Genomic DNA, 14,270 nt, shown 5'->3' with positions numbered 1-14,270 from the left:
CCCGTTGCCTGAGGCTGACGGGCTTGGGTTGCGGCGACAGATGGGCGGTGGGGGTCAGGTTTGGTCGATCATTGGAGTGCTACTGCCAATGGGTGGCAGTAGGACTCCGTGGATCTGCCGTTTCCGTCCTGAGGTGGGCAGTTGGTGGGGGCTTGAACAGGAAATGGTGGGCTGGGACAGGGCATAACCTGTTCAAGGGCCCGGCGCGGTGTTCACGCCCACGTGAGCTGGCTCGCCTCGGCCGCTGGGGCGACCGCTGGAGCCGGTGGGCTCCCCGGCCCTTCAACCCCAGCAAGCCGCACCCAACTGCCAACCGCACCTGACTGCCCCAGCCACAGCCCGTCAGACCCAGGCGACGGGCACGCGATCGCCTACCTCGCCAAGCAGCCCAGCCACAGGCGGCCCCGCCACTCCTCCTCTGTAAGCCGGCCGCAGCGGTGAGCAACCAGCGCCGTAGGTCCCCGGCCGCATGCCAGCGAACCCAAGCGACCGTGGTTTCAGGGCAGCAGGAGTAGGCCGCTGGTTAGGGCTCCTTGGGCTACGTTGACTACGGGGCCGGCGCCGGGGACGGCGAAGCGGAGGTAGGCGCCGGCGGGGGTGCCGCCGAAGAGGTACGGGGCTAGGCAGAAGGGGACATCCGACTCTTCCACCGCACCGCTTTCCATGTCGACGAACTGCATGGTGAGCCGGTCGACCGGGATGTACTTCTGCAGGATGTAGCCGGTCTCGGCCAGTGCCTGGTCGACCGCGTGCTGCCATTCATCGGCCGATACCTCAGGGCCGACGACGACACCGACACCGCCGTAGGAACCGGACGGTTTCAGGACGAGCTCCTGCTGATCCGCAATCGCCTGCACGCGGAGGTCGGCCGACAACACCTGGGTTCGTGGGACGTGACGGCGTACTACGTCGGCGTCGGCTGGATCGAGGGTGTCGAGGTCGTCCCACAGCCACGCGAAGATCGCCTTGCTGGCAAGCAACCAACTGGCGGTCGGGGTGAAGATGCGGATCGCGCCCGTCTGAACCGCCGTCCCCAGTGCATCCAGACCGGCACTCGGCTTCGTGCCTTGTGGGACGAACATCCGCAGTACGGCGTCGATCGGGCCGTCGTCGACGCACAGGCGGCCGGCGTCGTCGAGGGTCAGCCACTCGACCGGGTACACGCGCATGTCGAGCCCCAACTGCCGACCCCGCTCGCTGAAGCCCTCCAGCAGCTTGATCATCGCGAGCCCATCCTGCGAACCCGGGTAGGTGCCACCTGTCGTGAACACCATCGCCAACCGGTCCGTCCCGGACAACGACAGCGCCGAGCGCACCGCCTCATACCGAGCGTCGACCGCTGACGGTGGCGCGGTCAGCCCGACCGCATCCAGGATCGGATCACCGACGTACGCCGCAAGGAAGCGGGCCGCGATTCCGTCGGAGTCGTGGGCACCGCCGAGGGCGCTGTCGATATTCGCCTCGACCATGTACGGCGTTCCGTCCGCGAGCAGGATGTCTGCTCGGACACCGCCGAGCAGGTCCTCGGTCAGCGGCAGGTTCTCGTCGAGCAGGTCGATCGCGCCGACCGGCATTCCGAGTGCCTCCCGCAGCTCCCCCGCTGTTTTCGCTCGCTGCCGACAGGCGGTCACGATCAGTCGCGAGACCGTCGCCGAGATCGCGGTGAAGTCGTCGTAGACCGCGGCCGACATGATCGGCGGCCGGAGTGGGCGCCACTGCTTGTTGTGGGTGGCCACCCCGTCGTACACGGTCCGCCACGAATCGGCGCCACGGGCGAGCAGCGCCGTACGGGTTGCCTCGGGCAACGTGTTCCACAGATCGGTCATCGGGTCTCCCGGGCGTGGAGTGAGGAGCTCTGCAGGACGTCATGCAGGGCGGCGGTCAAGTGTTGCCGGCCGGGTTGGACGGCTCGGTCCAGAGCGAGGGCGAACGGGAGCACGGCCCCGTCGGGGCGGGTCACCCGGCGCGGCGGTGCGATCAGGGTGCAGTTCTCGGAAACCACCGCGAGCACCTCGGCCGCGAAACCGCTCGTCCGGTTCGAGTCGTCGATGACCAGGAGCCGCTGAGTTTTCTGCACCGAAGCGATCAGACCGGCGACGTCCAGCGGATAGACCGTCCGCGGATCGAAGACCTCGACCGATATCCCCTGCCCGGCCAACTCATCGGCGACTGCCAGCGCGTCGTGCAGAAGGTGGCCGAGGGCAACCACCGTGACGTCGTCACCAGTCCGAGCCACTCGCCCAACACCCAACGGAACCGGCGCGAGCGCTCCAAAATCCAGATCATCCCGTACGCCGAGCGCCGCCGAAGGAGCGAACACGACGACCGGGTCGTCATCGCGGATCGCCGTGACCAGCAGGCCGTAGGCATCAGCCGGGGTGGCCGGGACCACGGTCTTCACGCCGACGTGGGCGAACAGGGAGTACGGATGATCCGAGTGTTGGCCGGCCCACCCGGTCCGCGAGCCCGACCCGGGGACGACGTACGTGACCGGGACCTTGCACTGGCCGCCGGTCATCAGCGAGAACTTGTGTGCCTGGTTCGCGATCTGTTCGAAGACCAGGAAGAGCAGTGACGGGATCTGGAACTCGATCACCGGTCGCATCCCGGCCAGTGCCGCGCCGGTGGCGAAGTTCGTGAACGCCTGCTCGGACAGCGGAGTATCCAGGACCCGGTCGTCCCCGAACCGCGCATGCAGGCCGGCCGTCACATTCGACGCCGCGGCCCGGATGTCCTCACCGAGCAGAAACACCAAAGGGTCCCGCTCCAGCTCGTCGGCCAGCGCCCGGTTCAGCGCCTTCAAGTAGGACAGCTTCGGCATTCAGATCCCCCCGGCGTACAGGTACGAGAGTGCGGCGGCGGGGTCTGGGTGGGCGCTGCCCAAAGCGATCCCCGCCGCCGCCTCCAGAAGGGACTCGACCTCGGCGTCGACGGCCGCCCGATCCGCGGCCGTCAGCCGTGCGCCCTGGATCTCCACTGGACACCGCGAACGCCCAGTCGTGATCTCTTCGGCCGAGCGATAGGTGAGGCGGGCACGGTGCTCGAATGTGTGGTGTGCGTCGAACCGATAGGTGAGGCACTCCAGGAACGTCGGGCCCTTCCCGGCCCTAGCCCGCGCGACCGCCGTACTGGTTGCCTCCAGCACCTTCTCCGGATCCTGGCCATCGATCGTGAAGGCCGGCATCCCGAAGGCCTGGGCCCGGGCGGTGATGCTCCCGGCGACCGCGGACGCGACCGGCATCGTGGTCGCGTACCCGTTGTTCTCGCAGACGAACACCACCGGTACCTGCCAAAGCGCGGCCAGGTTGAAGGCCTCCAGCAGCATGCCTTCGTTCATCGCGCCGTCCCCGAAGAACGTCGCGGCGACCGAATCCCGGCCCTGTTGCCGCAAAGCCCACGCGGCGCCGGTCGCGATCGAACCGGCCGCGCCGACGATCGCGTTCGCACCGAGGATGCCGAGGCTGAAATCGGCCGCATGCATCGAACCGCCGCGGCCCTTGTTCAGACCGGATTCCCGGCCCATCAGCTCGGCCATCAAGCGGGCCGGATTCGCGCCACGGGCGAGCACGTGCCCGTGACCGCGGTGCGTACTGGTGATCACGTCGTCCGGACCGAGCGCTGCGCATACCCCGGCCGCGATCCCTTCCTGACCGACGTACGGGTGGATACCTCCGACGATCTCCCCGGACCGCACGAACTCGATCGCCCGTTCCTCGAATCTGCGGATCAGCCGGACGGTCCGGTAAAGATCGTTAGTGGTCATGGGTCAGGCCGGCACACTCGTGACAACAGCGGCGGTGATCGCGTCCCAGAGCCGGGCCCGGGCGGCGAGCGCGGTGTTGATGGTGTCCGCGCAGGCGTCCCACTTGGCCTGGTCGTCACCGCACAGGTCGGCGACCATCTGCATCGCCATCGGGGTGTGGAACTCGCCGTCCACCTCGATGTGCCGCTCGAGGTAGTCGACGAACGTGTTGAGCTTGTTGGAGCGCTCGTTCACCGCGACGACCTGGGTGAACATGTCCGGGATCAGATCCTCCCGGCCGAACGCGAACGCCGCCGCCTGGCAGTGCACGGGCGCGTTTTCGATGATGCCCCAGGTGGTTCCGGCGAAGTCGATCGAAGCCTGCGGTACGCCGGCCGCTGCCAGCGACTCGACCACCGGAGCGCCACTGCTCAGCAGTTCGATCAGCTTGTCGATCGCGCTGGTGTCGGCGCCGGCCTCGTGCATGCCGTCGACGTACAGCTCGAAGTGACTGATGAACGCGGGCTTGCCGTCCGTGCCGCCCAGCTCGTCACTCTCCTCGACCATCACGATGTCGTTGATCAGGCGGCGGCTGCTGCGGTGCTCGGTCGGGATCCACGGGACTGTCACACAGGTGAGTTCGCGCTGCAGCGATTTCAGCAGGGACATGAAATCCCAGACCGCGAACACGTGGTGCTCCATGAACGTGACCAGCGCCTCGTGGGTGTCGAGGATGGCGTAGAGCGGGTGCTGGACGACCTTGTCGCGGGCCTCCGAAACGGCCTTCTCCAGCTGCTCGATCCCGGGGTGCGTCTGACCCCAGTCGTAACGTGACATTGTTCGTTCCTCTCAGCGATCGGCCCAGAGCGTCGGGCAGTACTCGGGATCGGCGTAATCCGGCCGCCCGTCGGAGGTCCGCCGTACCAGGACGTCGTGGTTGTACGCCGCCGTGGTGCCGTCGGACAGCGGGAACTCGCGGTAGCGGTTGTCCCCGTCCTGCAGGTGCAGCGAGATCGCCCGGCGTGGGCGGTCGCTGATATTCGCACCGCTGCCGTGATACGTGCGGCAGTGGTGGAAGTTCATGTGGCCGCGCGGGATCGTGATCGGCAACTTGACCACTTCGGCCCCGTTGTACGACGCGTTCTCGGCCAGCATCTGGTCGAGCTGCGAGCGGTCCCGCTCGGCGAAGTGGCGGACGACCGTGTCGTCGGAGCCGATCTCCTTCCAGCGGTGACTGCCGTCGACCATCGTGATCGTGCCCATCTCCGGCGGGCAGTCGTGGAACGGGATGAACGCGGTCAGCATCCGGTCCGACGACGAGGACGACCAGTAGTGCTTGTCGAAGTGCCAGGGCACGATGTTCGACGGTTCGCCCTCGATCGGCGGCTTGTAGATCAACGTGGACTGGAAGATCCGGATCTCGTGCGTCTGCGCGAGCCGGGCCGCGACCGCACCGATCAGCGGCTTGCGGAGGATCTTCGCCAGCCCGTCGTGCTCGTAGTGCACGTAGTCGTTGTGCCGCTGGACATTGCCCTTGGTCGGGTCCCAGTACGCCAGTTTGGGCGGGGCCGTCGGGAGGGTCCGGTCCCGCTCACCGGCGTAGTACCGCTCGCTCGCGTTGACGAGCTCGTCGGTCTCGTCGTCGGTGAGCAGCTTCTTCGAGAGGTACCAGCCGTGTTCGTTGTAGAAGGCAACGTCTTCGTCGGTGGGGAGGAGTTCGATCTCCTCCTCCGAGAGTTTGAACTCAAGCGTCATGGGCCAACTCCCGCTCCTTGGCTTCGTACAGGGCCTTGATGTTTCCGCTGCCGAATGTCATCGCCCCGCGCCGCTCGATGATCTCCAGGAAGAGCGTGCGCCGGACGTGCATCGACTCGGTGAAGATCTGCAGCAGCTGACCCCAGTGGTCGCGGTCGACGAGGATGCCGCGCTGTTGCAGTTCCTCGATCGGCGTCTCGACCTCGCCGACCCGTTCAGCCAGCGCGTCGTAGTACGTCGATGGTGTGCCGAGGAAGTTCACGCCACGATCGGAGAGCGTGCTGACCGCTTCGACGATGTTGCTTGTCCGCAAGGCGATGTGCTGTACGCCGGCGCCCGCGTGCCAGGTCAGGAAGTCGTTGATCTGACCAGGCCGGCGACTCAGATCCGGCTCGATCAGCGTGAACGTCACGTGCTTCGACGGGCTCTGCACCACCTTCGAGTCCATCCCCTGCCCCGCGACCTCGATGTACTCCTCGAAGATCCGCGGGAAGCCGAACACATCCTCGTAGAACTTGGCGGTCGGCTCGAGCTCACCGGACGGTACACAGATCGCCAGGTGGTCGATCTCGCTGAACAGCTTCTCGTCCGGTACGCCGCTCGGCGCGGTCAACTGGATCCGCCCCGGCAAGAACTCCCGCCGCGGCCCGCGCCGCTCCACCAGCCGATGGATCACATCACCGAACCCGGCGACTTCAGCTGTTGTCACGACCGACTCGCCGACCTCGAATCGCTCGGGCTCCTTGAGACCTTGTGCCCCACGCGACGTCAGTTCGCCGTACGCCGCTGTGGCGTCGTCGACCTCCATCGCCACGATCGCCACGCCGTCCCCATGCCGCTGCACGTACGCCGCGGCCGGGTGGTCGGCGACCAGGCCGGTCGTCAATACGATCTGGACGGCGTCCTCCCGCAGCAGCAGCGACCGCTGATCCGGCAGCCCGGTCTCCGGCCCACCCTGACCATGCACGTGCAGCCCGAACGCATGCCCCAGGTAGAACGCCGCCTGACGAGCGTCGCCCACGTACATCTCCACGTGGTCGATCCCGTAAATCTCCATCTACGCCTTCTCCTCACTGCTGGTGATCTGTCGCTGCTTCGGCGTACTCGCCTTGCCGAGGAGCAGGCTCACGTTCTGGCCGCCGAACCCGAACGAATTCGAGACGGCGTACTCGAGCGGGATCGCCCGTGGTTCCTTGCGAATGTGATCCAGCGGGCAGGCCGGATCAGGGTCGTCGAGGTGGTACGTCGGCGGTGCCATGCCGGCGTTGATCGCGAGCGCGGCCGCCGCTGCCTCGACCACCCCGGAGGTGCCGAGCATGTGTCCAGTCAGCGCTTTGGTGGAGGAGACCGCCGGCAGGTGGTTGCCAAAGGCAAGCCCGATCGCGACCGACTCGGCGACATCGCCGAGCTTGGTGCTCGTCCCGTGCGCGTTGACGTAACCGACCTGTTCCGGCCGGACGTTCCTCATCGCTAGCCGCATGCACGCCGCGGCCCCGGTTCCATCCGGTCGCGGTGCAGTCGGGTGATGCGCGTCCGAGTTGACGCCGTACCCCGCAACATCGGCGTACCCGCTCGCACCTCGCGCGGCCGCATGCGCCGTACTCTCAAGCACGAGCAGGGCGGCACCTTCACTCAGCACAAACCCGTTACGCCGCAGGTCAAACGGCCGGCTAGCCTCCGCTGGATCGTCCCAACCTCTGGCGAGTGCCCGCGCATTGGCAAAGGTCTCCGCAAACGTCGGAAACAACGGCGCCTCGCTGGCCCCGCACAGTACGACGTCCGCCTCGCCGGCCCGGATGAGCCGCACAGCATCCGCAATCGCCTGCGCGCCCGACGCACAAGCCGTCCCCACCGCCGACGTATACCCACGCATCCCAAACCGGATCGCCACCCGAGCCGCCGGCATGTTCGGCAAGATCCCCGTCAGCAAATAGGGGCTAACAGCAACCTTCCCCCGCTCCGCCCTCGCAAGCACCTGCCGCTCGAGAGTCGCCATCCCCCCAACCCCACCCACAATCACACCAATGCGCTCCGCAGCAACGTTCTCCCCAACCCTGAGCCCCGCATCAGCCAATGCCTCCTCAGCCACGAGCTGCGCGAGCACAACGGTCCGATCCATCACCTTCCCGTCCGGCCCCGCCGCGATCGCCCCAGCATCAAACTCCGGCAGAATCCCCGCCAACTCGATCGACCCCGCGATCGGATGATCCTCAGGCGGCGCCACAACCCCCGACCGCCCGTGGAGGAGCGACGCGAACACCTCCGCCGCACCCCGACCCACGGGGGTCAACATCCCGATCCCCGTGATCGTGACTCCGGCCGAAGCGGTCTCAGCACCCGCGGCGTGGTCGGCCGCATTCGCGCGGCCCCCCGCCGTACTCATGACCGGGCCTCTCGTAACGCGACCTTGCGGACTTTGCCGGTGACGGTGAGGGGGACGTCGTCGGCGCCGACGACCGTGACGCGGCGGAGGATGGCGGCGACCTCCTCGCCTACGGCTTCGCGGACGGCGTCCGTGCGATCGACCTCGGGGGCATCCGGGGTGAGTTCGAGGAGTACGTCGGCGGCGTACTGCCCGCCCTCCGCCACGATCACGACCGTGCAGTCGACGACCTCAGGGATCGCAGCGAGGATGCGTTCCTCGGACAGTGACGTGTAGAGCTGCGGCCCGTCGAACCCGGCCACCGCATCAGGGATGCGGTCCAGGTGGAAGTAGTGACCGGTCTCGTCCCGGTAGACCAGGTCCCCGGTAACGAACCAACCGTTTAGTCGGAAGCGATAAGTGTTGACCGAGTCGTTCCAATACCCCGGCGACACCGACGGCGACCGGAACCCGAGGATCCCCGCCTTCCCCGGCGGCAACTCCTCCCCCGCTGAACTCAACACGGCCGCCGATGCGAACTCGTACGGCTTCCCGATACACCGCCCGTAGTGCTCGGACGAGACCGTGTGCGTGATGTGGAACCCGTTGTGCCCCATCTCGCTGGAGCCCAGCCCGTCGATGAAATGCGACCCCGGCACAGTCACCCGACCATCCCGCGTCACCGTCTCCCGGCTGCCGACCGCGACCAGCTTCCGGATGTGCGGCTCGTGCGCACAGTCCCCCGTGTTGAACCACATCCGCACCGAGTCCAGCTCGTACTGCGACAGATCCTCCCGAGCCAGCTCGGACCACGTCACCGCGAACCCGTACACCGCATGCGGCTTCCACCGCTCGATGTGCCGCAGCACCCCACTCGCATCCTGGCTCGACACGAGCAGCATCTCCGCGCGGTTCCCCAGCACCTGGTTGACCATCAGCACCGTCGCCGTATGCGGAATCGGCAGCGCGTTCAGAATCCGGTCCGTCCCCTGCGCCTGCGGCATCGTCAGCAGGTGCTTCAGAGCGGCGTACAACGTGGTGTGCGTATGCAGAACAGCCTTCGGTACGCCGGTCGTCCCGCTCGTGTGCGTGATCACCACCGGGTCGTCCCGGTGATGCCGGTAGTGCTCAGGCGCCTTCGCCGGATCGCCCGTCCCCAGCTCCCGCGGCTCGGCGAGCACCTCGGCTTCCAGCAACGCCCGGTGCCCCGCATCAGCCAGTACGGCGGTCACCCGCAGCCGCCGGATGTATTCGTCCGCAATCGCCGGCGCCATCTTCCCGTTCAGCAACGCCGGAATCGCCCCGACCCGGGTCAGCGCCAGAAAGCTCAGTACGACGTCCTGCGCCTCAGTCGCCCAGACCGCCACCACGTCCCGCCGCCCGATCCCGTGCTCGTGCAACCACGCCGTACGAGCCTGGACCCGCTCATCGAGCTCACCCAAGGTCAACGGGTGCTCGGCCGCGAACTGATCAACAGCCGTGTCGAACGTCAGCCCCGGCCCGTCCAGATCGGCGCCCTGAGCAATCACCGTCGCCAGCACGTTCCCAGTCCCGATCCCCGGATCCGCCGCCAACCGCGCCCGCCACCCTGCAACCTGCTTCATACCGACTCTCCCCCACTCACGATCTGCGCGGACGCCTCGTCCGCCGCCACCTGCACGATCAGCACCCGATCGGCATCTCCGTCGCCGATCAGCAACGCGGCCTCGTCGAACCCGCCGTCCGTCACACACACCACCGGCCCCCGCAGGTCCCACTTCGCCGCGATCCAGCCCGCGATGCTGTTCGGCACCGACTGGAAGAAGAACAACGGCCCCACCCGCTTGCCCTGCGCAACCAACTCCTGCACAGCCGCCGCACTCACCCGATCCCCCGCCGTCACCACCACAACCCCGGTCGCCCCCGCGGGCCGGCCGGCCCGCTCCAGACATCGCTCAGCCGCAGCCGCTGCCAACGGGTTGAAGGCCGACTCGACAAACCCCGGGATCCCCGATGGCACCCCATCACCCGGCTCGGGCCAGCGCGCCTCGGCGAGTACCACCAAGTCATGGACCTCGATCACACCGTCACCACCAAAGCCGTGTTGGCGCCCCCGAACGCCGAGTTCACCGAAACCCCGACCTGCGTCTGCACGCTCCGCGGCGCATCCAGGATCACGTCGACTGGACACTGCGGATCACTCCCGAGAAACCCCGCGTTGACCGGCAGCTTCCCGTCCAGCAGCGCCTGCACCATCACCACAAACTCCACGACCCCGGAGGCCTCCAGCGCATGCCCGTGCAGCCCCTTGGTAGAGCTCACCGGCGGACTGCTCCGAAACACCGCACCGAGCGCAGCAGCCTCGGCCTGGTCGCTGAAGAGCGTCCCGGTCGCATTGGCATTCACATAGCCCACGTCGTCCGGCGACACCCCCGCACGCTCCAACGCCCGTCGCAGCGCAACAGCCAGCCCACGTCCATCCGGTGCGGGCTGACAGGGGTGGTAGGCATCGCCAGCACGCCCCCACCCGGCCAGCCGAGCCAGACCAGCGCCAGCCTCAAGCACGACAGCCGCAACCCCGTCACCAAGCAGAGTCCCGCGACGCTCAGCGCTAAACGGCCGCACCACGTTGTCGGACGCCAGTGCGCGCCCCGCATCGAACAGTGCGAACTGATACGGCTCCACCAGATACGCACCCGCAACGACGATCCGGTCCGCCCGCCCACTACTGATCAACGCCGCCGCGTCGGCCAACGCCGTACTGCCAGACACACAGGCACTCGTGTAGACGCGAGCCTGACCGAAGTCGCAGGCCGGCGCACTATGCATCGCCAGCAGCAACGGCGTCGTACTGCGATCCACACCGGCCTGGATGCATGCCGTGGCGATCGCCAGGTCGAGCTCCTCGTCCAGAGTCCCGGTCTCAGCGGCCAGAGCGGCGTACCGGACCCGCAGTGCACTGGTGTCGAACCGCCGCACCTCGGTAAACGCGGGCACGCCAGAGAGCTGCGCCTCGGGACCACGTCCGAGGGCAGTGAGGATGGAGAGTCCGGTCACGGCGACCGGGCGGCGTTCAGACATGACTGGCCAGCACCTCAGCCAGTACGGCGACCGCTGCGTCGATCGTGGTCATCCGCTCGAGCTGTTCGTCCGGCAGCTCCACGCCGTACCGCTGCTCGACCTGATGGACCAGCCAGGCCAGCTCCATCGAGTCGATCCGCTCGGTACCTGGTGGGCGCTGGCCGAGGCCGGCCAGCCAGTCGATGATCTCTGCCCGCCCGGGCGGGGGCTGGGCGGTCATCAGACCTGCTGTGCGACCCGGCCGGCCACCTCGGTGGTGAACTCGCCGACCGTCATCAACGCCAACTGCTCGGACTCGTCGTCGGAGAACCGGACGCCGTACTTGTCCTCGACCCGGACCGACAGGTCGGCCAGCGCGAGCGACTCGAGATCGACCCCGGCCGGGCCGAGTGTGGTGTCGTCGTCGATTCCCTCGACGTCGTAGTTCATGTCCTGCAGTTGCGCGATGACGAAATCGCGAACCTCGTCCTTCATCGGGTTACCTTCTTTCCGTGGGTGTTGAGGTGTGGACTGCGCCGGCGGGTGACGATTCCCGGGCCACTGCTCATGCCTTGCTGCTCTCGCTGGCCAGCACTCTCGTCACCGATCCGGTGCTGCAGCACGCCGCGAACGGCCGACCCGAAATCCCCGGGCTGGCGGTGAGCCTCAGTCACAGCCGCTCGCGCGTCGCCGTCGCGGCCCGCCGTACCGGCTCGATCGGGATCGACCTCGAGGACGTCTATCCGCGGGAGGTGAGCGGACTCGCGCGCCGCTGGTTCGACGCCACCGAGCTGGACTGGATGGCCGGCGACCTGCACGCGTTCCTGCAGCTGTGGACCGCCAAGGAGGCTGTTGGCAAAGCGCTCGGCGTCGGCCTGCGGAACTCCGGACTCCGCCGACGGGTCCCGTTCGGCGACGGGCCCGTCGGCTCGGTCCCCGGTCTGTACGTCGTCCGCCTGCCGCTCGACGGCGCCGTACTGGCCGTAGCGCTCGACGAACCGCCGGTAGAGATCGTTCTGACCGAGCATCAGGGCACCGCCTTGCGCAGTACGGTGAGGTCGCGGACCAGCTTCCCGGTCGTTGTCCGGGGCAACTGATCGAGCACGTGCAGGGTCCGCGGCCGCTTGTACGACGCCAGCCGCTGGGACAGCTCGGCCTCCAGCCGCGTGGTCTCGCGGCGTTCGTGGAGCTGCAGGTAGGCCGTGATCGAGCCGTCGAAGACGACGACCGCGGCCTCGACACCTCGAAGCGTTCCGAGCGTGTACTCGACCTCGGTCAGGTCGACCTTCAGCCCACCGACCGAAACCTGCGAGTCCAGCCGGCCCTTGATACTGACCAGCCCGGTCTCGGGGTCGACGATCCCGGCATCACGCGTCCGCAGCCAGCCGTCCGACCAGCGCGCCGGATCGGACAGCCCGAGGTACGGCGATTCCTTCCGTGCGATCTGCAGTTCGCCGTCGACCGTCCGTACGTCGATTCCGGGCGCGGGCCGAATCGCGGGGCGATGCCGGCCGAACAGATCGGTGCCGATGACACCGACCTCGGTCATCCCGTACATGTTTCCGAGCGGAACGCCGTACTTCTGCTCGAACGCATCCGACACGGATTGCGGCACGAGCTCGCCGCCGGTCGTCATGCGTTTGAACTGCGGCAACCAAGGTGGCTGCTGAACCGAAGCCAGCAAGCCGATGTGAAACGGTACGCCGAGCACGGTGGCCGGCGTGGTCTCGGCCGCGATCGCGTGCACGATGGCGTCACCGGTGAGGCGGGCGGGCGGTACGAGTTCGACTCCGGCGTGCAGGCCGTAGAGGAGGCCGCCGACCAGACCGAGTACGTGCACCATCGAGGGCAGCAGAATCAGTCGCTCGTTCTTGGTGGGTACGCCGCCGATCTGCGTGTACCTGTTGACTTCCTCGACCAGATCCTCGGCGGTCCGACCGATCACCTTGGAAGGCCCGGTCGACCCCGAACTCAGCTGCACAACCGCATGCGCGGTATTGGCCGTGTGCCCTGAATAGCTCGCCAACTCCGCACCCACGTCATGGAACGTCCGCAACCCGGCCGGCACCGGCCGATCCGCCGACACCACCACCTGCGGTGCCAGCCGCTCGATCGCCCGCCGTACCTCGTAATCGGTCAACCGGTGGTCCAGCAGGATCGCCTGCCCACCACTGCGCCATACCGCCAGCAAATGTGCAACAAAGGTCACCGATGGCGGTAACCGTAAAGCCACCGCACCACCCGGCCGGAAACCGGCCTGAGCCAACTCCTTTTGTCGTTGCTGTACCAGCGTGCGTAGTTTCCCGCGGCTGATCACTTCCGGCAGGCGTAAACAAACGTCAGCCGCCGGTCCCGCCAGCAGCACATCGTCGACCCACTCCGCGCCCAGCGCGTTTCCGGGCACGACGAAAGACTCGTCCATGGCCATCCGAGCTCCAAAGCCGTTGCACACAAAGGATTCGAAGGCCAGCACCCCCACCAAGGCCTGGCGATGACTGGACGATACGACACGATCACACAGCCGCGCTATGGACCAGAAGTAATGATCCCATCACGCGAAGCAACCCCTCAAAACAAACGTTCCACCCCCCGAAAAACAAACCGCTGGTATTTTCCCGAAGGGTTAGAAATGGCCTACCCGCAAGTCCTTTCGAAGGGTTCCCCGCACGCTTCGCCGGACAGCATCCAAAGGACACCGAAACTTTTTTGGCCCAGTCCGTCAGCCGCCGAGTAAGAGCGCACGATTCTCCAGGATGTAGGCCACCGCGGCCCGATATCCACCGGCATGGTCCTCGTCGCGATGGACGTCGTACGCCGGGTTCCCCGCCTTCACCTGCTGCTCGATGTTCGCCGCATGCCCCAGCAACCGCAGCCCGATCAGATCCACCAACTCGGCCGGCTCAACCCCCAGCCCGTACGCATCACAGAACATCCGCAACCGCCGCGCCCGATCCGGCTCGACATCCCACCCGAACGGCGCCAACCAGGCCGGCGGATGAAACGGCACGAACTGATGCGCCGCATACGCCAGATCCCACCGCCGATTGGACGGCCGGATCGTGTCCCAGTCGATGATCCCCACCACCTCGACTCCATCGAACACCAGATTCCACGGCGCCAAGTCATGATGCCCAATGCAATCCACCTGCACCGGCGCCGCCACCTCCAGGTCGTGCCACCCCTCGTCGACGGGCTCGAACCCCACCGTCGCGTCATGCAACCGCCGAACCGCCCGAGCCACACTCACCAACGCCGCATCCGACCGAATCTCCCCCGACAACGGCGGATACCCAGCCACCCCCTCGACGTACGTCAACGTCTCCGTCTCATCCCCCACCTCAACCACCCGAGGCGCCAACCCAAACCCCACCC

Annotated in this window: 15 protein-coding genes; 1 reads left to right on the top strand and 14 read right to left on the bottom strand. The window is 67.2% G+C overall.

The features are described from left to right. Positions 1-497: 497 nt before the first annotated feature. From ACFTSF_RS14325 to ACFTSF_RS14270, 12 genes are read right to left on the bottom strand one after another with little or no spacing between them, the layout of a single operon-like run. Positions 498-1,826 carry a hypothetical protein gene (locus tag ACFTSF_RS14325; RefSeq protein WP_380154203.1) on the bottom strand — a complete coding sequence of 443 codons (1,329 nt, stop codon included), beginning with the start codon at positions 1,824-1,826 and terminating at the stop codon, positions 498-500. Then, the gene (locus ACFTSF_RS14320; protein ID WP_380154202.1) at positions 1,823-2,821 is read right to left on the bottom strand and encodes an alpha-ketoacid dehydrogenase subunit beta; all 999 of its coding nucleotides are present in this window, start codon (positions 2,819-2,821) and stop codon (positions 1,823-1,825) included. Before ACFTSF_RS14320 ends, ACFTSF_RS14325 begins: the two co-directional genes overlap by 4 nt. Next, positions 2,822-3,763, bottom strand: coding sequence for a thiamine pyrophosphate-dependent dehydrogenase E1 component subunit alpha (locus ACFTSF_RS14315; protein WP_380154201.1), 942 nt, complete (start codon positions 3,761-3,763; stop codon positions 2,822-2,824). It lies immediately after the preceding gene. 3 nt (positions 3,764-3,766) lie between these two features. Further along, the gene (locus tag ACFTSF_RS14310; RefSeq protein ID WP_380154200.1) at positions 3,767-4,579 is read right to left on the bottom strand and encodes a DUF3050 domain-containing protein; all 813 of its coding nucleotides are present in this window, start codon (positions 4,577-4,579) and stop codon (positions 3,767-3,769) included. A gap of 12 nt (positions 4,580-4,591) precedes the next feature. Beyond that, positions 4,592-5,497: a phytanoyl-CoA dioxygenase family protein gene (locus ACFTSF_RS14305; protein WP_380154199.1), complete on the bottom strand. Its 906-nt coding sequence runs from the start codon at positions 5,495-5,497 to the stop codon at positions 4,592-4,594. Then, positions 5,487-6,554 (bottom strand): 4-hydroxyphenylpyruvate dioxygenase, encoded by a 1,068-nt coding sequence (gene hppD, locus ACFTSF_RS14300; protein WP_380154198.1) that lies wholly within the window; start codon positions 6,552-6,554, stop codon positions 5,487-5,489. The genes ACFTSF_RS14305 and hppD overlap by 11 nt, the downstream gene beginning before the upstream one ends. After that, positions 6,555-7,880, bottom strand: coding sequence for a beta-ketoacyl-[acyl-carrier-protein] synthase family protein (locus ACFTSF_RS14295; protein WP_380154197.1), 1,326 nt, complete (start codon positions 7,878-7,880; stop codon positions 6,555-6,557). It abuts the gene before it with no gap. Further along, positions 7,877-9,463 carry a class I adenylate-forming enzyme family protein gene (locus tag ACFTSF_RS14290; protein ID WP_380154196.1) on the bottom strand — a complete coding sequence of 529 codons (1,587 nt, stop codon included), beginning with the start codon at positions 9,461-9,463 and terminating at the stop codon, positions 7,877-7,879. The genes ACFTSF_RS14295 and ACFTSF_RS14290 overlap by 4 nt, the downstream gene beginning before the upstream one ends. Continuing rightward, entirely contained in the window at positions 9,460-9,921 is a 462-nt protein-coding gene (locus tag ACFTSF_RS14285) for a beta-ketoacyl synthase N-terminal-like domain-containing protein (RefSeq protein ID WP_380154195.1), read from the bottom strand. The genes ACFTSF_RS14290 and ACFTSF_RS14285 overlap by 4 nt, the downstream gene beginning before the upstream one ends. After that, positions 9,918-10,919, bottom strand: coding sequence for a beta-ketoacyl-[acyl-carrier-protein] synthase family protein (locus ACFTSF_RS14280; RefSeq protein ID WP_380154194.1), 1,002 nt, complete (start codon positions 10,917-10,919; stop codon positions 9,918-9,920). Before ACFTSF_RS14280 ends, ACFTSF_RS14285 begins: the two co-directional genes overlap by 4 nt. Further along, positions 10,912-11,139, bottom strand: coding sequence for an acyl carrier protein (locus ACFTSF_RS14275; protein ID WP_380154193.1), 228 nt, complete (start codon positions 11,137-11,139; stop codon positions 10,912-10,914). The genes ACFTSF_RS14280 and ACFTSF_RS14275 overlap by 8 nt, the downstream gene beginning before the upstream one ends. Further along, positions 11,139-11,393: an acyl carrier protein gene (locus tag ACFTSF_RS14270; RefSeq protein ID WP_344144695.1), complete on the bottom strand. Its 255-nt coding sequence runs from the start codon at positions 11,391-11,393 to the stop codon at positions 11,139-11,141. Before ACFTSF_RS14270 ends, ACFTSF_RS14275 begins: the two co-directional genes overlap by 1 nt. Before the next feature lie 17 nt (positions 11,394-11,410). Here ACFTSF_RS14270 and ACFTSF_RS14265 point away from each other — a divergent pair, with 17 nt between their 5' ends. Beyond that, positions 11,411-11,995 carry a 4'-phosphopantetheinyl transferase family protein gene (locus tag ACFTSF_RS14265; RefSeq protein ID WP_380154192.1) on the top strand — a complete coding sequence of 195 codons (585 nt, stop codon included), beginning with the start codon at positions 11,411-11,413 and terminating at the stop codon, positions 11,993-11,995. On the opposite strand, the gene ACFTSF_RS14260 is transcribed toward ACFTSF_RS14265, so the two are convergent. Together ACFTSF_RS14260 and ACFTSF_RS14255 are read right to left on the bottom strand one after the other, a co-directional pair. Continuing rightward, positions 11,926-13,320: a class I adenylate-forming enzyme family protein gene (locus ACFTSF_RS14260; protein ID WP_380154191.1), complete on the bottom strand. Its 1,395-nt coding sequence runs from the start codon at positions 13,318-13,320 to the stop codon at positions 11,926-11,928. The two genes, ACFTSF_RS14265 and ACFTSF_RS14260, sit on opposite strands and share 70 nt — an antisense overlap. 297 nt (positions 13,321-13,617) lie before the next feature. After that, positions 13,618-14,235, bottom strand: a complete 618-nt coding sequence (locus tag ACFTSF_RS14255) for a phosphotransferase (RefSeq protein WP_380154190.1) — start codon at positions 14,233-14,235, stop codon at positions 13,618-13,620. Positions 14,236-14,270 lie beyond the last annotated feature (35 nt).

This window comes from Kribbella sp. NPDC056951 (assembly GCF_042674205.1).
Classification (GTDB): domain Bacteria; phylum Actinomycetota; class Actinomycetes; order Propionibacteriales; family Kribbellaceae; genus Kribbella; species Kribbella yunnanensis.
This window is presented reverse-complemented; position numbering and strand designations above follow the sequence as displayed.